Source organism: Kribbella sp. CA-293567 (assembly GCF_027627575.1).
GTDB lineage: Bacteria > Actinomycetota > Actinomycetes > Propionibacteriales > Kribbellaceae > Kribbella.
The window spans coordinates 6,292,609-6,314,799 of record NZ_CP114065.1 but is presented as its reverse complement, the minus strand read 5'-3'; the positions used below and the strand labels follow the sequence as shown (position 1 = coordinate 6,314,799).

Sequence of the window (22,191 nt, the reverse complement as noted above, 5' to 3'; positions counted from 1 at the left end):
CTGCGCTCACTGGTCGGACTGGGAAGCGAGAGAGCGTGGCCACGGATATCGTGGGCGAACGTGACCGAGACCGGCAGTCAGGCGAACGCCCGTACCCGTACCCGCGCACGCTTCGAAGTGCCCGAGGAGCTGCGCGCCGACGTGCGGCTGCTCGGCGAGCTGCTCGGCCGGATCCTGGTCGAGTACGCGGGTCAGCCGCTGCTCGACGACGTGGAGAAGCTTCGTGAACTGACCATCGCCGGAGACGGTGAGGGCGCCGAGGCACTGGTCGCCTCCTGGCCGCACGAGCGGGCCGAGGACGTCGCCCGCGCGTTCACCTGCTACTTCCACCTGACGAACCTGAGCGAGGAGCTGCACCGCGCCCGGGTACTGCGCGAGCGCGACCGTTCAGGTGAGGCGCCGGCGGTCTCCGAGCTGGCCCAGGCGGTCGAGCAGATCGGCGCCGACGCCGGCGAGCAGCAGGCGCGTGCCCTGCTCACCGGGCTCGAGTTCCGGCCGGTGCTGACGGCCCACCCGACCGAGGCGCGCCGCCGGGCCGCACTGGCGACCATCCGGCGGATCTCGGCGCTGCTGGAAGAGCGCAGCGACCCGCGGGCCGGTGACTCCGAGCTGGCCGAGAACCGGCGCCGCCTGATCGAGCAGATCGACATCCTCTGGCGTACGTCGCAGCTGCGGACCAGCCGGCCGACGCCGCTGGACGAGGTGCGCTCGGCGATGGCCGTCTTCGAGGAGACCCTCTTCGACGTCGTCGGCAACGTCTACCGCCGGCTGGACGACGCGCTGGCGGGGGAGGATGCCGGGATCAAGCAGCCCGTGGTGGCTCCTTTCGTCCGGCTCGGCTCCTGGATCGGCGGCGACCGCGACGGCAACCCGAACGTCACCGCCGCGATCACCCGCGAGGCCATGCAGATCCAGGCCGACCACGTACTGCGTGCGCTGGAGCTGGCGACCGACCGGCTCGGCCGGGCGCTCACCCTGGACTCGGCGACCACCCCGCCCTCAGCGCCGGTCCGCCGGATCCTCGAGGACGCCCGGGCGGTCAACCCGGAGCTGATCACCGACATCGAGACCCGCTCGCCCTCGGAGCCGCACCGCCAGCTCCTGCTGCTGGCGGCCCGCCGGCTGGCCGCCACCCGTGGCCGGGACGCCGACTTCGGCTACCCGCGGGCCTCCGACTTCCTGCACGAGCTGAAGGTCCTGCAGGACTCCCTGGTCAGCGCAGGAGCCCTGCGGCAGGCGTACGGCGAGCTGCAGCAGCTCATCTGGCAGGTCACCTCGTTCGGCTTCCACCTGGCCGAGCTGGAGGTCCGGCAGCACTCCTCCGTGCACACCAAGGCGTTGGAGGAGGTGCTGGGCGGCGGCGAGCTCTCCGACCAGACCGAGGAGGTGCTGGCCACCCTGCGTGTCATCGGGCAGATCCAGCAGCGCTTCGGCCCCGAGGCCTGCCGCCGGTACGTCGTGTCCTTCACCCGCAACGCGGGTGACCTCGCGGCGGTCTACGAGCTGGCTGACGCCGCCATGGACGGCCGGCCGATCGACCTGGACGTAGTACCGCTGTTCGAGACCGGCGAAGACCTGCAGAACTCCGTGGAGGTGCTGGACAACGCGATCCAGCTCACCCGGGTCAGGCACCGCCTGACGGCCAACGACCGCCGCTTCGAGGTCATGCTCGGCTACTCCGACTCGGCGAAGGACGTCGGCCCGGTGTCGGCCACCCTGGCCCTGTACGACGCGCAGGCGCGCATCACCGCGTGGGCTCAGCGCAACGCGATCCGCCTGACCCTGTTCCATGGCCGTGGCGGAGCACTCGGCCGCGGCGGAGGCCCCGCCAACCGCGCCGTACTGGCGCAGGCGCCTGGGTCGGTTTCGGGCCGGTTCAAGCTGACCGAGCAGGGGGAGGCCATCCCGGCTCGCTACGGCAACGCGGCGATCGCCCAGCGGCACATCGAGCAGGTCACCGCGGCCACGCTGCTGGCGTCCACACCGGGGATCGAGGAGCGCGCGACCGTTGCCGCCGAGCGCTTCGCCGTGGTGGGCAAGACGATGGACGAGGCCTCGCGGACGGCGTACCACCGGCTGGTGAAGGCGGAAGGGTTCGCCGAGTGGTTCGGGCGGGTCACGCCGCTGGAGGAGCTCGGGCAGCTGCCGCTCGGCTCCCGCCCGGCCCGCCGTGGTGTGGCGGTGTCGTCGCTGGAGGACCTGCGGGCGATCCCGTGGGTGTTTGCCTGGTCGCAGGCCCGCGTGAACGCGCCGGGCTGGTACGGGCTGGGCTCCGCGCTGTCGGCCGTCGACGACGTCGCGCTGTTGCAGGACGCGAACAAGCACTGGCCGCTGTTCCAGGTGATGCTCGAGAACGCCGAGATGTCACTGGCGAAGACCGACCGCCGGATCCTCGGTCGCTACCTCGAGCTGGGCGACCGGCCCGGCCTGACCCAGCAGATGCTGGACGAGCACGAGCTGACCACCGAGTGGGTGCTCAAGGTGCTCGGCGGCGACCGGCTGCTCAGCGGCCGCCGGGTGCTCGGCCGAGCGGTCGAGCTGCGCAACCCGTACGTCGATGCGCTGAGCTACCTGCAACTGCGCGCGCTGCGAACCCTGCGGACCGACGACTCGCTCGACGAGCAGCAGATCGTCCGGACCAGGCGACTGCTCCTGCTGACCGTGTCGGGCGTTGCCGCCGGCCTGCAGAACACCGGCTGATGTTCGGCGATCTGGAGAGGCCGCCCCTCGACGCGAAGTACTTGCGGGGCCGGCTGGTGCGATCTGGCTCCCTGTGGAGTCAGATCGACGTACTGGCGGAGACAGAGTCGACCAATGCCGTCGTAGCGGCGGCGGCGCGCGCCGGAGCGGCTGAGGGGCTCGTGGTGGCGGCGGAGTACCAGTCGTCGGGTCGTGGGCGGCTGGGCCGCACGTGGACGACTCCTGCACGCTCTGCGCTGCTCATGTCGGCGTTGCTGCGTCCGACGGGCATTCCTGCCCACAGGTGGCCGTGGCTGGGGCTGCTGGTACCGCTGGCCGTCGCGTCCGCAGTTCGGCAGGTGGGTGAGATCCCGGCGCAGGTGAAGTGGCCGAACGACGTACTGGTGGAGGACCGCAAGCTGGCGGGCATCCTGCTGGAGCGGATCGACGGACCGGCAGCAGTGGTCGGCATCGGGCTCAACGTGACCCTCAGAGCGGACGAACGACCGACAGAGGTCGCTACGTCGATGGCGCTGGAGGGTGCAGCGACGACGGACCGGGCCACGGTGCTGGCCGCGGTACTGCGGGAGCTTGCTGTTCGCTACGAGGCCTGGGTGCGGGCTGACGGGGATCCGGAAGTGATCCTGCCGGACTACCGCGAGCTGTCGGCGACGTTCGGACGGCAGGTCCGGGTGGAGCTGCCCAACGGGGTGTTCCTGGAAGGCACTGCCTCAGACCTGGACTCCGACGGCCGGCTGATCGTGCTGACCGCCGACGGCCCCCATTCGCTGGCCGCCGGCGATGTCACGCATCTGCGGAGTACTAGCTAGTGAAGAGCTTTGCCGCGGTGATCAGGGTCTGGATGATGCCGTAGCCGAGCAGGACGGCCACCAGCGCCCAGGAGACGACGAGGCGAGGGGTCTGGTTCATTTCGTGGCCTCCGCTGCAGCTGACTGGGACTTCTCGTGGAACCGCTCGGCGACCGGCCGGATCAGCAGGTTCGCGACGAACCCGATCGCCAGTACGCCGACCATGGTGAACAGGGCCGGCCGGTAGGCCTCGGCGGTCAGCGTGCCCGGCTTGCCCTCCCGGTCGAGGAACCCGTTGATGATGAGCGGCCCGGTGACCCCGGCCACCGACCACGCGGTCAGCAGCCGGCCGTGGATCGCGCCCACCTGGTAGGTGCCGAAGAGATCCCGCAGGTACGCCGGGACGGTGGCGAACCCGCCGCCGTAGAAGGACAGGATGACCGCGGCGAACAGGACGAACAGCGCGGTGCTGTTGTGGCCGATGGTGGCCAGCAGGGCGTAGAAGATGATCCCGACGCCGAGGTACATCGCGTAGATCGGCTTGCGGCCGATGATGTCCGACGTGGTCGACCAGGCGAACCGCCCGGCCATGTTGAAGATCGACAGCAGGCCGACGAACCCGGCGGCCGCACCGACGGCCACGGTCGACTTGCCGCCGACGTCGCCGCGGAAGAAGTCCTGGATCATCGGGCTGGCCTGCTCCAGGATGCCGATACCGGCGGTCACGTTGCAGAGCAGGACCACCCAGAGCAGCCAGAACTGCGGAGTCCTGATCGCGTTCGCGGCCGAGACGTTCGAGGTGGTGACGAGGGCTTTGGCCTTCACCTGCGAGGGATCGAAGCCGTCCGGCTTCCAGCCGTCGGCCGGGACCCGGATGTTGAAGACGCCGAACATCATGATCACGAAGTAGCCGATGCCCAGGGTCAGGAAGAGGGCGACCAGCGCGCTGCCGCCGGCCACCGAGGCGGAGTTGCCCGGGTCGTAGTTGTCGTCGTACAGGCTGAGCAGCTGGCGCGACAGCGGGCTGGCCACCAGGGCGCCGCCGCCGAAGCCCATGATCGCCAGGCCGGTGGCCAGTCCCGGGCGGTCGGGGAACCACTTGATCAGGGTGGAGACCGGGGAGATGTAGCCGATTCCGAGGCCGATGCCGCCGATCACGCCGTACCCGAGGTAGACCAGCCAGAGCTGACCGGTACCGATGCCCAGGGCCCCTACTCCGAACCCGGCGGCCCAGAAACAGGCGGAGACGAACATCGACTTGCGAGGGCCGTTGCGCTCCACCCAGGTGCCGCCGATCGCGGCGGACAGGCCCAGCATCACGATCGCGATGCTGAAGATGACCCCGATCTCGGTCTGGCTCGCGTCGAAGTGCTTGGTCAGCGAGGTCTTGTAGACGCTGGTCGCGTACGCCTGGCCGATACACAGATGCACCGCGAGCGCGGCCGGTGGGATCAGCCAGCGGCTGTACCCCGGTGGTGCGATCGTGTGCTCGCGATCGAGTACGGACAAGATGCCCATCCCGGCTCCTTCTAGGTCGGCGCCCCCGGTTCGCGCGCACCCCTTCGCGCATCCTGCCCGACTGTATCCCTTCGTGAAGTATTGGATTATGGAGGCTTCAACCATCGTGTCGGGCCGCGACAAGCGGACCCCGGAACTGGGAGAGTGGGGGCATGGCGATCTCGGCGAAGTTGTTGGGTGAGGACGAGCACGTCGTCGTCAGCACCCGGACGCACTGGAAGGCACTGATCTTCCCGGTGTTCCTGCTGCTCGTGGTGGCGGCCGGCGGCGGGTTCCTCGCGGCCGTCGTACCGGAGGGCAACCTGCAGACTCCGGCCCGGATCGCGATCGGCGTCGCCGGGCTGCTGGCGCTGCTCGTGTTCGGCGCCAAGCCGTTCCTGAACTGGTTCTTCTCGACCTACACGCTGACCAACCGGCGGCTGATCACCCGGCACGGCATCCTGACCCGGACCGGCCGGGACATCCCGCTGATGCGGATCAACGACGTCTCCTACGAGCACGGTCTGATCGACCGGATGCTGGGCTGCGGGACGCTGCAGATCCAGTCCGCCAGCGAAGGCGGCCAGGTGATCCTGCCTGACGTCCCACACGTCGAGCGGATGCACCTGCGGATGTCCGACCTGCTCTTCGGTGGTCCCGAGGGCAAGCCCGGCGACGGCATCCTCGACGACGAGGCCGTGCCGGAACACCAGGTCCGGCGCCGGGAGCCGCGCCCCGCCGCGAATCCCGAGCCGGACTCCGAGACCCTCTTCAGCTCAGAGGACAACGACCGCCGCTGACTCAGTTGCTGCTGTCGTCCCAGCGCAGCAGCGCGGCCACTGGTGAACCTCCGAGCACTGCACGGGGGAGCACGGCCACGTTGGCGCTGGTGCGGACAGCAGCGGCCACCAGCGCTTGATCCGCCCGCAGCGGTTTGTCCGCCGGTACTGCGCCCAGGTCCAGCCCAGGATGCTCCCGTACGACGACCTCGAACTCCGCCGCCTCGGCCGGATCCAGTAACAGCGTGTCCACCTGGCCACGCACGAACGCCTCGGCCACTTCGCGGACGCCGGTGGCGACCGCCGAGTCCTGCCCGAGCTGGTCCTTGAGGCGGTGCGCGAGCTCCAGCCGCCGGCTCACCACGTGCGCCATCAGCGCCTCTCGGATCGCCTGCTGCTGCGCCTCGTCACCACCGTCCTCCGCCCGGCCGCCGGATTCCAGCCGCACCACGGTCGCCGGCGTGTTCTCCAGCCGCTCGGTCACCTGGGCGGCAGAGCGCGGGTCACCCGCCACGAGTACCAGCCGGACGCCGCTACGGATCACCGACTGCACCTCGTCGGCGACAGCGTCGGCGTTGCGGCTCCAGACGTTCTCCGTCTCGTGCTGGTAGCGCAACGCCGACCAGCCACCGACCGGAACCTTGTGCACGTGGGTGGTCTCGCCACCCGCCGAAGTCTGGCTCTCGGGCTCCGGGATGTCGGAGTTGTAGACCGCCACATCACCGCCCTCGTGGTCGACCAACGCCAGCACGAACCGGAGGTTGCGGTCAGCCAGGTGCAGCCAGCCCACCAGATCCGGCAGCGGTCCCCAGCCCACCGACGGCGGATCCACCCGCTGGTGAGTCACCTCGTCGAAGACGACCCCGGACCGGTTGGCCACCACCGTCCTGGCCGCCGGAGCCGGCAGGTCGACCTGCTCACTCAGCCGTTCGGAGACGGCCTCGACCACCTCGGCCGGCGCGCCCGCCTGGGCGAGCTCCTCGGCAGCGGCACGCACCCGCAGTTCCTGCTCGTGCGCCCCGGTCTCCGAATCGCGGCTCACGTCCAGCAGCACGCTCGCGAACGGCCCGTCTTCGGTAAAGATCCTGCTCAGTCGCGTGACATCCATGTCGGCCCGGTTCCCCGGCCGACCGCCGGAAAACCTGACGGCGGCCGGGAATCGCAACCGTCAGAAAATCTCCACGCTGACCGGCGCGACCGGCCAGCCGAAGGCCGCCGTGGCGAGATCGAGAGCGCCGGGCGTGTGCTCCGTGACCCGTCCGGTCGCGGCGAACTCGGCAAGCCTGCGGCCACCGAGGTAGGTCGCGCCGAGTTCGGTCACGGACAGGCTCAGATCGGCCGCGTCGTCCGTCCGCTCGCAGCGCACGGAAGCGCCGTCGGCGGTCAGCCGGTAGCGGCCGGCGTTGGCCGGGATCAGCTCGTCGGCCACCTCCAGCACCAGGTCGACCGCGACGGCGTACCGGCGTTGTCCGAGGGCGCGGGCCACATCGGTCACGCGGACCCACAGGGATTCGCTCACGCGCCGGTTCAGCGCGGTCGGAGTGGTGACGAGCTGCTGCAGTGGCTCGTCGACGGCGGCGAAGCCGAAGTGGAGCGTGCCGGCCAGATCCAGGGTGAGCAGGTGCTGCCACAGTGCCTTGTACGCCGTGGGCCGCACGGTCACCAGCTCTTCGAGGTACACCTCGTTGGCCGGTCCGGTCGGCCCCCAGTTCAGCTTGCCGCGCCAGAGCGCATACCCGTCGATGGTGCCCGTCTCGTCACGATGCACCAGGACCTGGCGGGCGGTCTTGCCGCCACGCTCCTCCGGCTTGTCCACCAAGCGCTGCTGCCAGCCCAGCTCGGAGCGGCCGGAGATGCCTGGGCGCCGTTCCTGCAGCGTTCGCAACAGCGGAGCTAGTTCCTTGGCGGCGTCATCGGCGGGCAACACGCTGACCTCGCCCGGAGCCGTCCGCCCACTCGGCGGCCCGACCCGGTGCAGGTCGATCTCGTACGACGTCCCGAACGCGGCGGCGCCGTAGCCGAACCGGCCGTAGATGCCGGATTCGCTGGCCCAGAGCACCGCGATCGCTTCCGGTACGTCGCGCAGTTGCCGGCTGATCAGTTGCGCCATGATCCCGCGGCGGCGATGCGTCGCCCGCACGCCGACTCCGGTCACGTGAGCCGCCGGCACCACCGCGCCGGGGACGGACAGATCGCGGGTCAGCGCCCGCGTCGTACCGACGATCTGCTCGCCGTCGGTCACCGCCAGCGCCCGCTCGGGCTCGAACTGGCTCCGGCCGAGCTCGTCCGCCGAGGGCTCGAACATCATCGCCCCGGCGAACACGGCGCCCAGCTCTTCGTAGTCCCCGGACTCGGCCGGGCGTACGTCGAAATCGGTCACCACCGCATCTTCACACGGACGGGTGACCCCGGTCAGCAGCGATCAGCGGATGACCGGAAGGTCGCCGGTGGAGTCGGCGGCCGGGTGCTGCTCGGTGCCGTGCTCCGCCTCTTCCAGGGCGATCTCTTCCTTGAAGACGAACTTGCGGTAGGACCAGAAGCGGAACAGCGTGCCCAGGCCCAGGCCGACGAAGTTGGCGGCGATGTTGTCGGCCAGCCAGCTGTGCTGGTCCAGCACGTACCGGGAGAAGCCGAGGCAGCCGGCCGCGATCAGCAGGCCGATGCCGTTCAGTACGAAGAAGAGCACGTACTCGCGGTGCAGCCCGGTGCGCTCACGGTGCCGCCAGGTCCAGTGCCGGTTGCCCAGGTAGGTCGCGATGGTGGCGATGGTGACCGAGATGAACTTCGCCGTCACCGGCTTGTCGTGCAGCATGCCGTCGCCCGACGCACCGAACACGAGCGGGTTGTCGAAGACCAGCCAGTTGTAGATCGGCAGGTCGACGACCATACCGAGCAGTCCGACCAGACCGAACTTGGCCACTTCGTGCACCAGGTGCTCCACCTGGCGGTACAGCGTTGTGACGATCTTCAACGGTCCTGGAGACTCTCTGTGAACACGGACACTGGGAGGGCAGCTTCCCACGGTACCCGGCCACGGGTCGGACCCCGAAATCTCCGCCGTCACCTTGACGCTGCCTTGACGCCCGCCCGGCCTCCGGACGACGCCGCCGCCGGGACGGGGGTGTCCGCAGATTAGGCTCGCCCCCGTGAAGTTCGAGCGCAAGGACCTTCCCGTCGGAACCCCGGTCGTCGGCATGGTCGGCGGTGGCCAGCTGGCCCGGATGACCCAGGAGGTCGCGGTCGCGCTGGGTGTCCAGCTGCGGGTGCTGGCCGAGGGGCCGGCCGTCTCCGCGGCGCAGGCCGTGGCCGATGCCCCGGTGGGCGACCACCGCGACCCCGAGACCGTACGCCGGTTCGCGGCTGACGCCGACGTGGTCACCTTCGACCACGAGCACGTCCCGACCGAGCTGCTCCGGGCCCTGGAGGCCGAGGGAGTGAAGGTCCGCCCCGGCCCCGACGCCCTCGTGCACGCGCAGGACAAGGCGGTGATGCGGGAGCGGCTGGACACCATCGGCGCCCCCGCTCCGGCCCATCAGGTGGTCGGGTCCAAGGCGGACATCGACGACTTCGCCCAGCGCGTCGGTGGCTTCCCGATCATCCTGAAGACCACCCGCGGTGGGTACGACGGCAAGGGCGTCTGGGTCGCCACCAGCGCCGACGATCCCGCGGTCGCCGAGGCGTTCGCCGCCAAGGTGCCGATCCTGGCCGAGGAGAAGGTCGACTTCGTCCGCGAGCTGTCCGCGATCGTCGCGCGCTCCCCGCACGGCCAGGCGGTGGCGTACCCGATCGTGGAGTCCGTCCAGCGGGACGGGATCTGCGTCGAGGTCACCGCGCCGGCTCCCGGGCTGAGCTCCGACCAGGCCGCGCAGGCTCAGCAGACCGCGCTGCGGATCGCCGGCGAGCTGGGCGTGGTCGGCATCCTCGCGGTCGAGATGTTCGAGGCCCGCGACGGCCGGCTGCTGGTCAACGAGCTCGCGATGCGCCCGCACAACACCGGTCACTGGTCGATCGAGGGCGCGGTCACCAGCCAGTTCGAGAACCACCTGCGCGCGGTCCTCGATCTGCCGCTCGGCTCGCCGGCCGCGCGGGCGCCGTACACGGTGATGGTGAACGTGCTGGGTGGCGATGTCGAGGACATGCATCTCGGGCTGCTGCACTGCATGGCGCGGGACCCGGGCCTGAAGGTCCACTTCTACGGCAAGTCCGTGAAGCCCGGCCGCAAGGTCGGCCACGTCACGGCGTACGGCGACGACCTGGACGAGGTTCGCGAGCGGGCCCGGCACGCGGCGGCGTACCTGACCGGCACCATCGACGAGTGAAAGCAGCGACTGATGACCGTGGGAATCCTGATGGGGTCGGACTCCGACTGGCCGACGATGAAGGCGGCCGCCGAGGTGTGCGTCGAGTTCGGCGTGCCGTTCGAGGCTGACGTGCTGTCCGCGCACCGGATGCCGGTCGAGATGATCGACTACGGGAAGGCGGCGCACGAGCGCGGGCTCAAGGTGCTGATCGCGGGTGCCGGTGGCGCCGCGCACCTGCCCGGCATGCTCGCCTCCGTCACCCCGCTGCCGGTGATCGGCGTACCGGTGCCGCTGAAGTACCTCGACGGGATGGACTCGCTGCTGTCGATCGTGCAGATGCCCGCCGGGGTCCCGGTCGCGACGGTGTCGATCGGCAACGCCCGCAATGCTGGGCTGCTGGCGATCCGGATGCTCGCGGCGTTCGACCAGGAGTTGCTGGCCAGGATGACGGCGTTCCAGGAGAACCTGGCCGAGGTGGCCCGGGCCAAGGGCAGTACTGTGCGTGATGGCGCGGCAGAGCTGCGTAAAAGCTGACACTCACACGGTTTTCCACAGACCTGGGGCGGGTAGCCGTGAGATTCCCACCAACCTCGTCTAAGGTCGTCGCTCGTGACTCCGCCCACAGAACCGGATACTCAGCGCATCCCGGTCCGTTACTGGATCTGGCTGTTCGGCGCTGCTGTGTCATTGCTGGGCGATCTGACCATGACGTTCGCCATCGGCTGGTCCGCCAGCCGGCACGGCGGCCAGGTCGCCGGACTGGTGTTGCTGCTGGCCGCGGCGCCTCGCGCGGCGCTGCTGCTGATCGGCGGCGCCGTCGGCGATCGGTACGGCGCACAGAAGGTCCTGCTGGCCAGCTGTGTCGCGATGTTCGTGGTCACCACCGCGCTGGTCCCGGCCACGCTGGCCGTCGGTGAGCCGATCAGCCTGCTGCTGATCACCGCGCTCGTGGTCGGTGTCATCGACGCGTTCTTCCTGCCGTCGTCGCGCTCGATGCCCCGGCTGCTGGTCTCGCCGGAGCTGGTCCCGCGGGCGCTGGCCAGCTTCCAGGTCACCGGCGTCGTCTTCGCGGTCACCGGTACGGCGGTCGGCGGGGTGCTGGTCAACTGGTCGGGGCTGACCGCGGCAGCGGGTTTCGACGCCCTGACCTTCGCGGTGATGATCGTCGTACTGCTGTCGCTGAAGGGGTTGCCGGCTGCCGCCACCGGGCCACGCACCGGCATGTTCCGGTCCATCGCCGACGGTGTCAAGGTCGCCTTCGGGCGACCGCTCACCCGCGCTCTGCTGATCACCATGACGGTCGCGGCCGGTCTGCTGATGCCGCTCGACGCGCTGCTGCTTCCCTTGCTGGCAAGGGATCACGGCTGGGACGCGTCGACCGCCGGCCTGCTGGTCGCCAGTCGCAGCCTGGGCGTCGGTGTCATCGCGCTGCGCATCCTGGCCCGCGGAGCCTTCCCCCGGCCGGGCATGTTCGCCGCCTTCGGACTGCTGCTGGCCGGGGCCGGACTGTTCGGCCTGTCGGTGCTCGACTCGTTGCCGCTCATGTTCCTGGCCGGCATGGTCAGCGGCATCGGTGTCGGAACTTTCACGGGACACGTGCTGCCGCTGCTGATGAACTCGGTCGAGCGGGAGTACCAGTCCCGCCTGCAGTCCGTGGTCGTGCTCTGCCAGAGCCTCGCGCTGGTCGTGATGAACCCCGTGCTGGGCACCTTCTCGGACCTGGACGGGGTGGGCATCACCGGTGTCTGCCTCGGTATCGCCGTCGCATCGGCGCTGATCGGCCTGGTCGCGCTCACCCGTCCCGTGCTCAGGAACGCGACCGTTTCCTAGCCGCCGGCCGGCGAGCACCGGCCGGCTTGGCGAAAGACCTGTCGGCTAGGGCCGGCCGGGCGCGCGGTAGATCCAGCCGGCGTCCCGCCACTTCTGCGCATCCAGGGTCAGCCGCGCGTCCACCACGACCGGCGCGTCGACCACCCCGCGCAGCGCGGCCGGGTCGAGTTCGCGGAACTGCGGCCACTCGGTCAGGTGCAGCACCAGGTGCGCGCCCTCGCAGGCCTCGGCCGCCGAGGCGGCGTACCGGAAGGTGGGGCGGACCTTGCGCGCGTTCTCCATCGCTTCGGGGTCGAAGACGGTGACGGTCGCGCCGTGCAACTGGATCCGGCCGGCGATGTCGAGGGCGGGCGAGTCCCGGACGTCGTCGGTCCCGGCCTTGAAGGCCGCGCCGAGCACCGTCACGTTGCGGCCGATCCACTCGGTGCCGAGCATCTCGTGCACGACGTCGACGATCCGCCCGCGCCGGTGCTGGTTGATGTCGTCGACCTCGCGCAGCAGCGTGATGATCTCCTCGACGCCGAGTTCGCCGGCTCTGGCCATGAACGAGCGCAGGTCCTTCGGCAGGCAGCCGCCGCCGTACCCGGGGCCGGCGTTCAGCATGCCGCGGCCGATCCGCTTGTCGTGGCCGAGCGCGTCGGCGAGCAGGGTGACGTCGGCGCCGGTCGCGTCGGCGAGGCCGGCCAGGGCGTTGATGAAGGAGATCTTCGTGGCCAGGAAGGCGTTCGCGCCGCCCTTGACGATCTCGGCGGTCGGCAGGTTGCAGACCACCACCGGCGTACCCTCGGAGATCGGCCGGGCGAAGACCTCCCGCAGCTTGGCTTCCGCGGCCTCGGACTGGACGCCGAAGACCAGCCGGTCGGGGTGCAGCGTGTCGTCGACGCCGTGCGCCTCGCGGAGGAACTCGGGCTGCCAGGCGATCTCGACCCCTGACCCGGCGGGCGCTTCGCTGTGGAAGCGCTCCTCGACGATCTTCGACGTACCGACCGGGACGGTGGAACGGCCGACCACCAGGCAGGGCTTGGTCAGCAACGGGGCGAGCATGGTGACGACCGAGTGCACCTGGGACAGGTCGGCGGCGTCACTGCCCTCGAGCTGCGGCGTACCGACGCAGATGAAGTAGATGTCGGCCCAGTCGCCGATCTCGGTGTAGTCGGCGGTGAACCGCAGCCGGCCGGAGTCGGTGTGCTTCTTCAGCAGCGGATCGAGACCCGGTTCGTACAGCGGCGCCTTGCCGTCCTTCAGCAGTTTCAGCCGGTGTTCGTCGATCTCGACGCCGATCACATCGAAGCCGAACTCGGCCATTCCCGCGGCCGTGTTGGCGCCGAGGTAGTTGGTGCCGATCACCGCGATCCGCAGTGGTCGCGCGGTGCCGCTGCTGCCTTCAGTCATGCGAAGGACTCTACCGATCGTGGTGAGCAGCCGATGACGGGCTCATGGCGTACATTAATACTCGTGAGTAACTCATTCGACCTGTACGCGCTGTCCGAGGAGCACCAGGCGATCCGGGAGGCCGTTCGCGACGTCTGCGACGCGAAGGTGGCCCCGAACGCCGGTGACGTGGACGAGCTGGCGGAGTTTCCGAAGGCGTCGTACGACGCGCTGAAGGCGTCGGACTTCCACGCCCCGCACATCCCCGAGCAGTACGGCGGCGCCGGCGCGGACGCGCTGGCCACCGTGATCGTGATCGAGGAGGTGGCCCGCGCCTGCGCGTCCACCTCGCTGATCCCCGCGGTCAACAAGCTCGGCTCGCTGCCCTTGCTGCTGTCGGGGTCCGACCAGGTCAAGGACCGGTACCTGCCGCCGGTCGCGGCGGGCGAGGCGATGTTCTCGTACTGCCTGTCCGAGCCCGAGGCAGGATCGGACGCCGTGTCGATGAAGACCCGCGCCGTCGCCGACGGGGACACCTACGTCCTGAACGGTGTGAAGCGGTGGATCACCAACGCCGGCGTCAGTGACTACTACACCGTCTTCGCGGTGACCGACCCGGACGCGCGCTCCAAGGGCATCAGCGCCTTCGTGGTCGAGAAGGCCGACGAGGGGGTCTCCTTCGGCGCCCCGGAGAAGAAGCTCGGCATCAAGGGTTCGCCGACCCGCGAGGTGTACTTCGACAACGTCCGGATCCCGGCCTCGCGCCTGATCGGCGACCTCGGCACCGGCTTCGGTACGGCGATGTCCACCCTCGACCACACCCGCGTGACGATCGCCGCCCAGGCCCTCGGCATCGCCCAGGGCGCGCTCGACTACGCCCTCGGTTACGTCAAGGAGCGCAAGCAGTTCGGCAAGGCCCTGGCCGAGTTCCAGGGCCTGCAGTTCATGCTCGCCGACATGGGCATGAAGATCGAGGCCGCCCGCCAGCTCACCTACGCCGCGGCGGCCCGCTCCGAACGCAACGACTCCGACCTCACCTACTTCGGCGCCGCCGCCAAGTGCTTCGCCTCCGACGTAGCCATGGCCGTCACCACCGACGCCGTCCAGCTCCTCGGCGGCTACGGCTACACCCACGACTACCCGGTCGAGCGAATGATGCGCGACGCCAAGATCACCCAGATCTACGAAGGCACCAACCAGGTCCAGCGCATCGTGATGGCGCGTCAGTTGCTGAAGGGCATCAGCTGAGCGGTGTTCCTCGGCGCAGAATGGCCACCGACGCTGGGCTTCGGCCGGTTGGGGTAGAGCCTGCGCCAGCACTGTTTCGGGTGCTGACTGGATGGTTCATGGGCTCGGTGGTTGGCAGCATGTTCAGGAGGCAGTAAGCCGAAAGAACAAAGGGTTGAGCAGATGACCATTGTGGGTAAGGGGTTTCGGGGTACGGCGATATTGCTGGCCGTCGGATTGTCCGTGACATTGGCAGGCGTTGGCCTCAGCGGCGCAGCGGCATCGATATCGGCCGAGGTCGAAACGCACCCGCGGGGTGCGGCTGGCGGCCCAAGCGCGACGCTGGTTGACGCTGTACGGCGGACGGTGGCTGCGGGGGTTCCTGGAGCGGTGGTGCGCGTCGACCGTGGCCGAGGAGGCGTGACCGAGCTGGCAAGCCAGGCGGAGTGGACCAAGGTGGACCACCGGCTGAAGCCTGGAGACCAGCTCAGGGTCGGCTCCAACACGAAGACGATGGTTGCGGTGCTGGTGTTGCAGTTGGTCGGTGAACACAGGCTCGCCTTGGATCAGCCTGTCGAGAAGTGGCTGCCGGGCATGATCCCCAACGGCGGCCGTATCAGTCTGAGAATGCTCTTGAACCACACGAGCGGCCTGGCCAACAACACCGACGACGAACAGGTCCTACGCTCCGTCTTCGGACTGGAGAAGCGATCGTGGACCGCCGCGGAGTTGCTGGCGGCAGGAACCAGCCAGCCTCCGGTGGCTGCTCCTGGCGAGAAGTGGTTCTACAGCAACACGAACTACGTGGCGCTCGGGCTGGTGCTCGAGCGGGTAACTGGTCGCGACCTGTCTTCGCTGTTGAACGAGCGCATCATCCAACCGCTGCACCTGAACCGGACCTATCTCGCGTCTAGTGCGGTCCCACGGAAGAGGGACACGCTGGCTCCCGGCTACGAGCCGGATGCCGCGCATCTCGGTGCCGTCATACCGGGCCTGCCGCCCGGCTTCCATTTCGTCGGAAACGAACACGATGGCCACGTGGACGTGAGTACGATCGATCCGAGCTGGGCCGGCGCGGCCGGAGGGATCGTCTCCACGACCAGGGACTGGTCTCGTTTCCTGACGGCGCTGATGTCCGGTCGGCTGCTTCCCCCGGCGCAGTTGCGACAGATGTTGACGATGATCCCGGCTGATCCAGAGCGTCCCACCGCGGGTAGCTATGGGCTCGGCCTCGCGAAGATCCCTACGCCGTGCGGTCCGGTGTACGGGCACACCGGCGGTATTCCGGGGTACCGCTCAGATATCTTCACCGACCGCACCGGCACCCGCAGCGCCGCGGTCATCGTGACCGAGCAGCAAGGTCTCGGCGTACCGGCTCACGCCGCAGCACACCATGCGCTGGTCGAGCAGGCCGCCTGCGCAATGTATGGCCGGCCCGTCCCGACCCGCTGAGTCCTCGCCTCCGCACCGATACCCGTTCCCACCACCAGGCACCGGCGACCACTCCGCACGAAAGCACAGCATGACCGGGAGTTGCTCAAGGGCATCAGCTGACGGGGTGCCAGCCGGAGGGTGGGTCTTCGCCGGTTCGGCCGTCGATGGCTTCGCGGAGCAGGTCGCAGTGGCCGGTGTGGCGGCCGTACTCCTCGACCTTGTCGTAGACGAGGCGGCGGAGGCTGGCGTGGCGGCCGTCGGGCCAGGTGATGGCGGCGGGCTGGTCGAGGCCGCCGTCGGCCAGGGCGGCCGCGAGGGTGGCGCGGGAGCGGGCTACCGCGTTGTCCCACAGGGCATAGAGGGTTTCGGGGGAGTCGCCGGCCGCTGAGCTGAACTCCCAGTCCCTGTCGCTCTCCCAGTCGACAGCATTCCAGGGCTGCCCGAGGGGCTCACCGCGGAACTTGACGGTGAACATGTGGTCCTCGTGCAGTGCCAGGTGTTTGAGCAGGCCGCCGATGGTGAGCGAAGAGGCGCCGACGCGGGTCCGGAGGCCGGCCGCGTCGAGGCCGTCGGCCTTCCAGCGGAAGGTGGTGCGCAGGCGATCCAGCGCGCCGAGCAGGTGTTCTTCTTCGGTGCCCGCGACGGGCGGTTCGCAGAAATCCATGGCGTCACCGTAGAACCGATCGCGGACGCTTCGCTTCCTGGAAAGAAATCTCGCCCCGGGTGCATCCGTTGCCGGGCCGGCGCGAGAAGAGGAGATAAAGCACCCGATCCGGGAGGTAGACATGTTTCACCGTCGTTCTGCAGCCGTCGCAGTTGCGGGCGTCATCGCTCTGGCTGCTGCAACCGCCGTAGTACCGGCACAGGCCGGTGAGCGGGCATCGACCCGCGCCACAGCTGACGCGACCGTCTCGGTCCTGCACGGTGTGCCGGGCGCCACCGTCGACGTATATGCGGGTGGCAAGGAGTTGCTCAAGAACTTCAAGCCCGGCACGCTCACCGATCCGCTCAAGCTTCCGGCCGGCACCTACGACCTGAAGGTGGTCGCCGCGGGAGCCGGCGCCAACGGCAAGGCCGTCATCCAGGCGAACGGGGTCAAGGTCCCCGGTGGCGTCAACGTCACCGTGGTCGCGCACCTGGACGCGGCCGGCAAGCCGAAGCTGACGCCGTTCGTCAACGACGTCTCGAAGCTCAAGGCCGGTCAGGCCCGGCTGACGGTCCGGCACACGGCGGCGGCTCCGGCCGTCGACATCCGGGCCGGCGGAAAGCCTGTGTTCCCAGGGCTGATCAACCCCAAGGAGGCCAAGGCCGACCTGCCGGCCGGCACGGTGAAGGCCGACGTGGTCCTGGCCGGTACGACGACCGTCGCGCTCGGCCCGGCCGACGTACCGCTGGCCGAGGGAACCAGCACGATCGTCTACGCGTGGGGCAGCGCGAGCGCGAAGAACCTCAAGCTGGCGGTGCAGACGATCGACGGGCTGCACGGGAACCCGACGGGTATCCCTGGTGGCACCGGTGGCCAGGCCGCGGTCCAGTCGCAGAACGCCTTGCCTGCTTGGGCATTCGGGCTGATGTTGCTGGCCATGCTCGGTCTGGTCGCCTCCACCGGGCGGCTGGTCCGCGCGAAGCGGTGAACAGACGCAAGAGCGTAGTACTGCTGGTCGCATCCTTGTGCACCCTCGTGGCCGTGCCGTTGTACTGGTACGGCCGCGAGGGCCCAGCCGGAAACAGCGCGGCGGAGGAACCAGGAGCCGGTGCGGCGAGTGTGGTGGCGGGTGAGCCGAGTGGAAACCCCCGGCCGCCGGCCACCGCCGCCGCCTCGTCTGCACCTTCCACTCCATCGCCCGCTCCCGCAGCAGCGATTCGGGTCCCGGTGGAGCTGGTGGTGAAGCGAGCAGGCCTGCGCATGCCCGTCGTACCGACCGGAGTCGCCGCAGACGGCCAGATGGAGTTGCCGGTCAGCCCGACGCGCATCGGCTGGTACCGGTTCGGTCCGGCGCCAGGAGCGGCCGCCGGGTCGGTGGTACTCGGCGGGCACCTCGACAGCCGTCAGTACGGCGTAGGGCCGCTGGCGCGACTGAGCCGGGTCAGGGTCGGCGACCCGATCGAGCTCCGGCTGTCCGACGGACAGATCGTGAGATACCGAGTGGAGGCGGTGCGAGATGTCGACAAACAGACGCTCGCCCTTGACTCCGTCTTCGACCGGAGCGGACCACGCCGCCTTCAGGTCGTCACCTGCGGCGGCCAGTATCTCCCCGACCGTGGCGGCTACCAGCAGAATCTTGTTGTCACCGCCACACCTGCCTAGTGAGTGGAGCACAGATAGAGTGCGCGGGGTGAGACCCGTCGAGTCTGGTGAACTGACTGCAGCCGAGGTAGCTGCAGCGTTCGCGGCCGGCCATGAGGAGTCACTGGCCGAGGCGTACCGGCGCTGGTCGCCGCTGGTGTTCGGCGTCGCCCTGAAGACTCTGGGCGACCGGACCGACGCGGAGGACGTGAGCCAGCAGGTGTTCGTTTCGGCCTGGCGCGGCCGGGCCACCTTCGACCCGTCGGCCGGTTCGCTGAGCGCCTGGCTGATCGGCATCACCCGGCATCGCGTCGCGGACCGGCTGGCGGCGCGCGGCAAGGACCAGCGCACGCTGGCGGCGGTCGGCTCGGTGCGGGAAGAAGCCCGGACGGCGCCCGTCGACGAGCGGATCGTGGACCGGCTGGTGCTGGCCGACGAGATCGCCAGACTTGATGACCCCCGCCGAACCATCCTCGGGCTCGTCTTCTACGAAGACCAGACGTACTCGCAGATCGCCGAACGACTCGAGCTGCCGCTCGGTACGGTGAAGAGCCATGTGCGTCGGGGCCTCCTGCACCTCCGCGACCGGTTGAAGGAGGTGACTCATGGAACACCTGGAGCCTGAACTGCTGGCGCAGTACGCGCTGGAGGACGTCACGCCCGGTGCCGGGGAACAACAGCACCTGGCGGGTTGCGCGGTCTGCCGCGCCGAGATCGAGGAGCTCCGGGAGCTGGCCGGGCTGGCCCGTGAGTTGGAGTCCGGCGACGGGCTCGAAGCGCCGCCCCCGCTGGTCTGGGACCGTGTGGTGGAGGAACTGGGCCTGAACGAAGGCGCCCGGACCACCGCCCCGTACGCCGGTACGACGCTGGCCGACCGCGACCCCGTGCGGATCGGCGACACCCGGGCCGCCGGGCGGGCAGTGCGCCACGGACGCAGTCGCGTCGTACTGGTCGGTGCGGTGGCAGCGGCTGCCGGCCTGATCGCCGGCGTGCTCGGAGCGCGCGTACTGGGCGAGGACAACCCGGTGCCGACGCAGCCACCGCCGGTGGCGAGTGTGCGGCTCGATCCGCTGACGGGCAAGACCGGCGACGGTGTCGCCAATCTGATCAGCACCGGAACCGGCACCGAGCTACGGGTCGGCGTCAACGGGCTGCCTGCGCCGCAGGGGTTCTACGAGCTGTGGCTGATCAATGTCGACGGGAAGCGGATGGTCTCGCTCGGGGTGCTCGATCCGAGCGCGGGCGGGACGTACGTCGTACCGCCGAAACTGACCGCTCAGGGCTACCGGATCGTCGACGTCTCGCTCGAGCCGGAGGACGGCAAACCCGAGCACTCGCTGGACAGCGTCATCCGCGGCACCCTGCCGGCCTGACCTACGCCCTAGGGCGCTTCGACCGGGTGGTACTCACAGGCGTCGGCCAGGTCGGCGGGCGCGGCCGTGTTCGGCGTCGAGGGTGTGGACGGCTTGTTGGTCGCCTTGCGGGTCGGCTGCGCGGGCTTCGGCGTACCGCGAGTGGTCGGTGTGGTCGAAGCCGGCTTGGCCGCCAGGGCCGCCGCGACGGTGGCGCGCAGCCCGTCGTAGTCGGGGTGCGGGTAGGCGAACTTGAGCTTCTTCCCGTCCAGCGGCACCTCGGACACCTTCGCCGACTTGATCTTCAGCGCGAGCTCGAGGAAGGCGGGCAGCAGCTCCTGCGGGATGTCGGTGCGCAGCATGTTCTTGCCGACCTCGGCCAGGCTCCGGTAGCTCTTCAGCAGGTTCGGCGGTGTCGCGGCCTCGGCGATCGCGTGGATGGCGCAGCGCTGACGGGCGCTCCGGGCGTCGTCGGGGTTGGGGATCATGTACCGGCCGCGGGCGTACCAGAGGGCCTCCAGGCCCCAGAGGTGCTTGTCCTTGGCCGGCTGGAGGTAGTAGTTCGGCGGGCGTTTGGCGTCGTCGCTGCCGCCGACCGGGATCGGGTAGTTGATGTTGACCCTGATCCCGCCGAGCGCGTTGACCAGCTGGGTGAAGCCGGCCAGGTTGATCTGCACGTAGTAGTCCAGGGGCAGACCGGTCGCCTCGCCGACGGTGAGCTTGAGGATGTCGGCACCCTCGTTGTCGGACGGCCCGACGATGCCGGGGTGCTGCTCCGGCACGTTCTTGTAGATCGCGTCGAGCATCCACTCCAGCCGGTCAGCCATGCTGATGCCGTCCTCGCCGAAACCGTCCGGATACTCCTCGTGCAGCTTGGTGCCCTTCGGGAACGGCATGAACATCAGCTTGCGCGGCAGCGAGATCAGCGACACGTTGCCGGTGACCGTGTCGATGCTCGCGACGATCACGGTGTCGGTCCGGACCCCGTCGCGCTTGGCCGCGTCGTCGGCGCCGAGCAGCAGCACGTTGAGCCGCGGCTTACCGGCCCACGGGTCCTTCTTGTTCTTGACGGTCGGCCGGGTCGCGCTCTTGCTGTTGCCACCGGCGAAGACGGTCTGCACCAGGTCCTGCTGCGTCCGAGCGGTCTGCACGCCCATCGCGGTCGGTACGGCGACCGCGAAGCTGAGCAGCCCGACCAGTACCGCGCCACCGAACCGCGAGCCCTTCGTCGCGGTTCCCGAGCGCAGGGCCCGGTGCGAAGTGACGATGACGACGATCCACAGCGTGCCCAGCAGACAGAGCCCGACCGTGACGTACTGCAGCTGTTTGGGCGCCACCGCCAGCTCGATGATCCGCTCCCGCTGCGTGAGGCCGTAGTAGCCGGCCAGCCCGAGCAGAGCGAGGCTGACGGTGAGCACGACCGCGCCGAGCTTCTTCCAGCCGGCTGCCAGGTACCCGACCCCCGGGATCAGCGAGCCGAGCAGCGTCAGACCGAGGATCGCGCCGGTACGGCGTGGCCGGCCGGCCCGTCGCCGGGGCGCGGCCCGCCGGGCCCGGCCCCGCGAAGGTGCGGGTTGGTGCTGGTCACTCGGCATCGGTGTGTCTACAACTCCATCCAAGGGAGAGTTGGGCGCACACAATATGACGTATCCGGGGTGCAGATGGTTGTCGGTTTACCAAGGCCTGATGTTGGCTGACGGATCGTGGTCACGGCGTCGCTCAGGGCTAGCTGTTCGCGCCTGCGGGTCAGGCCAGCGCTTTGATCAGGTCGGTGAGCAGCTGCTGGGTCTGCCGCGGCGTACTGGCGGCGATCGACAGCGAGTCCATCGTAATCACGTACTCGTCCAGGTCCTCCAGCTTGTCCAGGTAGACCGCGCTGGTGAGGTGCTCGATGTAGACGATGTCGGGCAGGTCGGCGTCGGCGAACCGGAGCAGGCTGAACGCGCCGCCGGTGGCCGCGTAGCCGCCGGCCGAGAACGGCAGGATCTGGAGCGTCACGTTCGGCAGCCTGGACACTTCTGCGAGGTACTCCAGCTGGCCCCGCAGGACGGCCTGGCCGCCGATCGGCCGGCGCAGGACGGACTCGTCGACGATCGCCCAGAACCGGGCCGGGTTCGTGCCCTGCAGAATTTCCTGCCTGGTCTTGCGCAGTGCTACCAGCCGGTCGATCTCGGCGGTGGGCAACGGCCGCTCGCCGCGGCCGAGCCGGATCACCGCGCGGGCGTACTCGGGAGTCTGCAGCAGACCGGGCACGAACTGGACCTCGTAGGTACGGATCAGTTCGGCGGCCATCTCCAGACCGAGGTAGGAGTGGAACCAGTTCGGCGTGATGTCGTCGTAGCGCTGCCACCAGCCGGGGTTGTTCGCCTGTTTGGCCAGGTTGACCAGCCGGGTGCGCTCGGCCTCGTCCTTCAGTTGGTACAGGGTGAGCAGATCCTCGACGTCGCGGACCTTGAAGCCGACCCGGCCCAGCTCGAGCCGGCTGATCTTCGACTCCGAGCCGCGGATCGCGTAGCCGGCCTCGGCCCGGGTGATGTCGGCGTCCTCGCGCATTCGGCGGAGGTGCGCGCCGAGCATGATCCGCAGTGCGGTCGGCCCGCCCGGCGCTCCTTGCTCTGTCACCGC

21 protein-coding genes are annotated in these 22,191 nt (G+C 69.5%); 12 read left to right on the top strand and 9 right to left on the bottom strand.

The window, feature by feature from the left end:
- The first annotated feature begins 60 nt into the window (after positions 1-60).
- Both OX958_RS29235 and OX958_RS29230 read left to right on the top strand, forming a co-directional pair.
- Positions 61-2,700 carry a phosphoenolpyruvate carboxylase gene (locus OX958_RS29235; protein WP_270133189.1) on the top strand — a complete coding sequence of 880 codons (2,640 nt, stop codon included), beginning with the start codon at positions 61-63 and terminating at the stop codon, positions 2,698-2,700.
- Positions 2,701-2,756: 56 nt separating this feature from the next.
- On the top strand, positions 2,757-3,509 hold the full coding sequence (locus tag OX958_RS29230; protein ID WP_333486448.1) for a biotin--[acetyl-CoA-carboxylase] ligase: 753 nt from the start codon (positions 2,757-2,759) through the stop codon (positions 3,507-3,509).
- On the opposite strand, the gene OX958_RS35420 is transcribed toward OX958_RS29230, so the two are convergent.
- Both OX958_RS35420 and OX958_RS29225 read right to left on the bottom strand, forming a co-directional pair.
- Positions 3,502-3,609 (bottom strand): MFS transporter small subunit, encoded by a 108-nt coding sequence (locus tag OX958_RS35420; protein ID WP_442913229.1) that lies wholly within the window; start codon positions 3,607-3,609, stop codon positions 3,502-3,504. The genes OX958_RS29230 and OX958_RS35420 overlap by 8 nt on opposite strands.
- Positions 3,606-5,006 carry an OFA family MFS transporter gene (locus OX958_RS29225; protein WP_270133186.1) on the bottom strand — a complete coding sequence of 467 codons (1,401 nt, stop codon included), beginning with the start codon at positions 5,004-5,006 and terminating at the stop codon, positions 3,606-3,608. Before OX958_RS29225 ends, OX958_RS35420 begins: the two co-directional genes overlap by 4 nt.
- A gap of 152 nt (positions 5,007-5,158) precedes the next feature.
- On the opposite strand from OX958_RS29225, the gene OX958_RS29220 reads away from it, so the two are divergent.
- Positions 5,159-5,785, top strand: coding sequence for a PH domain-containing protein (locus OX958_RS29220; protein WP_270133185.1), 627 nt, complete (start codon positions 5,159-5,161; stop codon positions 5,783-5,785).
- A gap of 1 nt (position 5,786) precedes the next feature.
- Here OX958_RS29220 and OX958_RS29215 read toward each other — a convergent pair whose 3' ends face one another.
- From OX958_RS29215 to OX958_RS29205, 3 genes are read right to left on the bottom strand one after another with little or no spacing between them, the layout of a single operon-like run.
- Complete coding sequence (locus tag OX958_RS29215) at positions 5,787-6,872, bottom strand: baeRF2 domain-containing protein (RefSeq protein ID WP_270133183.1); 1,086 nt, start codon at positions 6,870-6,872, stop codon at positions 5,787-5,789.
- Between the two features lie 60 nt (positions 6,873-6,932).
- Positions 6,933-8,144 carry a GNAT family N-acetyltransferase gene (locus OX958_RS29210; protein ID WP_270133180.1) on the bottom strand — a complete coding sequence of 404 codons (1,212 nt, stop codon included), beginning with the start codon at positions 8,142-8,144 and terminating at the stop codon, positions 6,933-6,935.
- 42 nt (positions 8,145-8,186) lie between these two features.
- Positions 8,187-8,735: a GtrA family protein gene (locus tag OX958_RS29205; RefSeq protein ID WP_270133178.1), complete on the bottom strand. Its 549-nt coding sequence runs from the start codon at positions 8,733-8,735 to the stop codon at positions 8,187-8,189.
- 175 nt (positions 8,736-8,910) lie between these two features.
- Here OX958_RS29205 and OX958_RS29200 point away from each other — a divergent pair, with 175 nt between their 5' ends.
- From OX958_RS29200 to OX958_RS29190, 3 genes are all read left to right on the top strand, one after another.
- On the top strand, positions 8,911-10,083 hold the full coding sequence (locus OX958_RS29200) for a 5-(carboxyamino)imidazole ribonucleotide synthase (protein ID WP_270133176.1): 1,173 nt from the start codon (positions 8,911-8,913) through the stop codon (positions 10,081-10,083).
- A 12-nt stretch (positions 10,084-10,095) separates the two neighbouring features.
- Entirely contained in the window at positions 10,096-10,599 is a 504-nt protein-coding gene (purE, locus tag OX958_RS29195; RefSeq protein ID WP_270133174.1) for a 5-(carboxyamino)imidazole ribonucleotide mutase, read from the top strand.
- A gap of 75 nt (positions 10,600-10,674) precedes the next feature.
- A complete protein-coding gene (locus OX958_RS29190) occupies positions 10,675-11,895 on the top strand; it encodes an MFS transporter (RefSeq protein ID WP_270133172.1) in 1,221 nt (406 codons plus the stop codon).
- A gap of 45 nt (positions 11,896-11,940) precedes the next feature.
- Here the strand turns inward: OX958_RS29190 and OX958_RS29185 are convergent, their stop codons facing one another.
- The gene (locus OX958_RS29185; RefSeq protein WP_270133170.1) at positions 11,941-13,287 is read right to left on the bottom strand and encodes a UDP-glucose dehydrogenase family protein; all 1,347 of its coding nucleotides are present in this window, start codon (positions 13,285-13,287) and stop codon (positions 11,941-11,943) included.
- Positions 13,288-13,320: 33 nt separating this feature from the next.
- Here OX958_RS29185 and OX958_RS29180 point away from each other — a divergent pair, with 33 nt between their 5' ends.
- Both OX958_RS29180 and OX958_RS29175 read left to right on the top strand, forming a co-directional pair.
- Positions 13,321-14,514: an acyl-CoA dehydrogenase family protein gene (locus tag OX958_RS29180; protein WP_442913228.1), complete on the top strand. Its 1,194-nt coding sequence runs from the start codon at positions 13,321-13,323 to the stop codon at positions 14,512-14,514.
- Between the two features lie 162 nt (positions 14,515-14,676).
- Positions 14,677-15,945 carry a serine hydrolase domain-containing protein gene (locus tag OX958_RS29175; protein WP_270133165.1) on the top strand — a complete coding sequence of 423 codons (1,269 nt, stop codon included), beginning with the start codon at positions 14,677-14,679 and terminating at the stop codon, positions 15,943-15,945.
- 94 nt (positions 15,946-16,039) lie between these two features.
- Here the strand turns inward: OX958_RS29175 and OX958_RS29170 are convergent, their stop codons facing one another.
- Entirely contained in the window at positions 16,040-16,591 is a 552-nt protein-coding gene (locus OX958_RS29170) for a mycothiol transferase (protein ID WP_270133164.1), read from the bottom strand.
- Between the two features lie 121 nt (positions 16,592-16,712).
- Between OX958_RS29170 and OX958_RS29165 the strand changes: the two genes are divergently transcribed.
- From OX958_RS29165 to OX958_RS29150, 4 genes are all read left to right on the top strand, one after another.
- On the top strand, positions 16,713-17,561 hold the full coding sequence (locus OX958_RS29165) for a DUF4397 domain-containing protein (protein ID WP_270133163.1): 849 nt from the start codon (positions 16,713-16,715) through the stop codon (positions 17,559-17,561).
- Positions 17,562-17,812: 251 nt separating this feature from the next.
- Positions 17,813-18,235, top strand: a complete 423-nt coding sequence (locus OX958_RS29160) for a class F sortase (RefSeq protein WP_270133160.1) — start codon at positions 17,813-17,815, stop codon at positions 18,233-18,235.
- A 28-nt stretch (positions 18,236-18,263) separates the two neighbouring features.
- A complete protein-coding gene (locus OX958_RS29155; RefSeq protein WP_270133159.1) occupies positions 18,264-18,839 on the top strand; it encodes an RNA polymerase sigma factor in 576 nt (191 codons plus the stop codon).
- A complete protein-coding gene (locus OX958_RS29150) occupies positions 18,820-19,587 on the top strand; it encodes an anti-sigma factor (protein ID WP_270133157.1) in 768 nt (255 codons plus the stop codon). The genes OX958_RS29155 and OX958_RS29150 overlap by 20 nt, the downstream gene beginning before the upstream one ends.
- A gap of 8 nt (positions 19,588-19,595) precedes the next feature.
- On the opposite strand, the gene OX958_RS29145 is transcribed toward OX958_RS29150, so the two are convergent.
- A complete protein-coding gene (locus OX958_RS29145; protein ID WP_270133154.1) occupies positions 19,596-21,161 on the bottom strand; it encodes an LCP family protein in 1,566 nt (521 codons plus the stop codon).
- Between the two features lie 151 nt (positions 21,162-21,312).
- Positions 21,313-22,188: a helix-turn-helix domain-containing protein gene (locus OX958_RS29140; protein WP_270133152.1), complete on the bottom strand. Its 876-nt coding sequence runs from the start codon at positions 22,186-22,188 to the stop codon at positions 21,313-21,315.
- Between the last annotated feature and the right edge of the window lie 3 nt (positions 22,189-22,191).

What these genes read in the sequence shown, in the direction of transcription:
- OX958_RS29145 (WP_270133154.1), bottom strand. Translation starts at nt 21,161, where the DNA reads ATGCCGAGTGACCAGCACCAACCCGCACCTTCGCGGGGCCGGGCCCGG.
- purE (WP_270133174.1), top strand. Translation starts at nt 10,096, where the DNA reads ATGACCGTGGGAATCCTGATGGGGTCGGACTCCGACTGGCCGACGATG.
- OX958_RS29150 (WP_270133157.1), top strand. Translation starts at nt 18,820, where the DNA reads ATGGAACACCTGGAGCCTGAACTGCTGGCGCAGTACGCGCTGGAGGAC.
- OX958_RS29165 (WP_270133163.1), top strand. Translation starts at nt 16,713, where the DNA reads ATGTTTCACCGTCGTTCTGCAGCCGTCGCAGTTGCGGGCGTCATCGCT.
- OX958_RS29185 (WP_270133170.1), bottom strand. Translation starts at nt 13,287, where the DNA reads ATGACTGAAGGCAGCAGCGGCACCGCGCGACCACTGCGGATCGCGGTG.
- OX958_RS29175 (WP_270133165.1), top strand. Translation starts at nt 14,677, where the DNA reads ATGACCATTGTGGGTAAGGGGTTTCGGGGTACGGCGATATTGCTGGCC.
- OX958_RS29170 (WP_270133164.1), bottom strand. Translation starts at nt 16,591, where the DNA reads ATGGATTTCTGCGAACCGCCCGTCGCGGGCACCGAAGAAGAACACCTG.
- OX958_RS29215 (WP_270133183.1), bottom strand. Translation starts at nt 6,872, where the DNA reads ATGGATGTCACGCGACTGAGCAGGATCTTTACCGAAGACGGGCCGTTC.
- OX958_RS29180 (WP_442913228.1), top strand. Translation starts at nt 13,321, where the DNA reads ATGACGGGCTCATGGCGTACATTAATACTCGTGAGTAACTCATTCGAC.
- OX958_RS35420 (WP_442913229.1), bottom strand. Translation starts at nt 3,609, where the DNA reads ATGAACCAGACCCCTCGCCTCGTCGTCTCCTGGGCGCTGGTGGCCGTC.
- OX958_RS29220 (WP_270133185.1), top strand. Translation starts at nt 5,159, where the DNA reads ATGGCGATCTCGGCGAAGTTGTTGGGTGAGGACGAGCACGTCGTCGTC.
- OX958_RS29225 (WP_270133186.1), bottom strand. Translation starts at nt 5,006, where the DNA reads ATGGGCATCTTGTCCGTACTCGATCGCGAGCACACGATCGCACCACCG.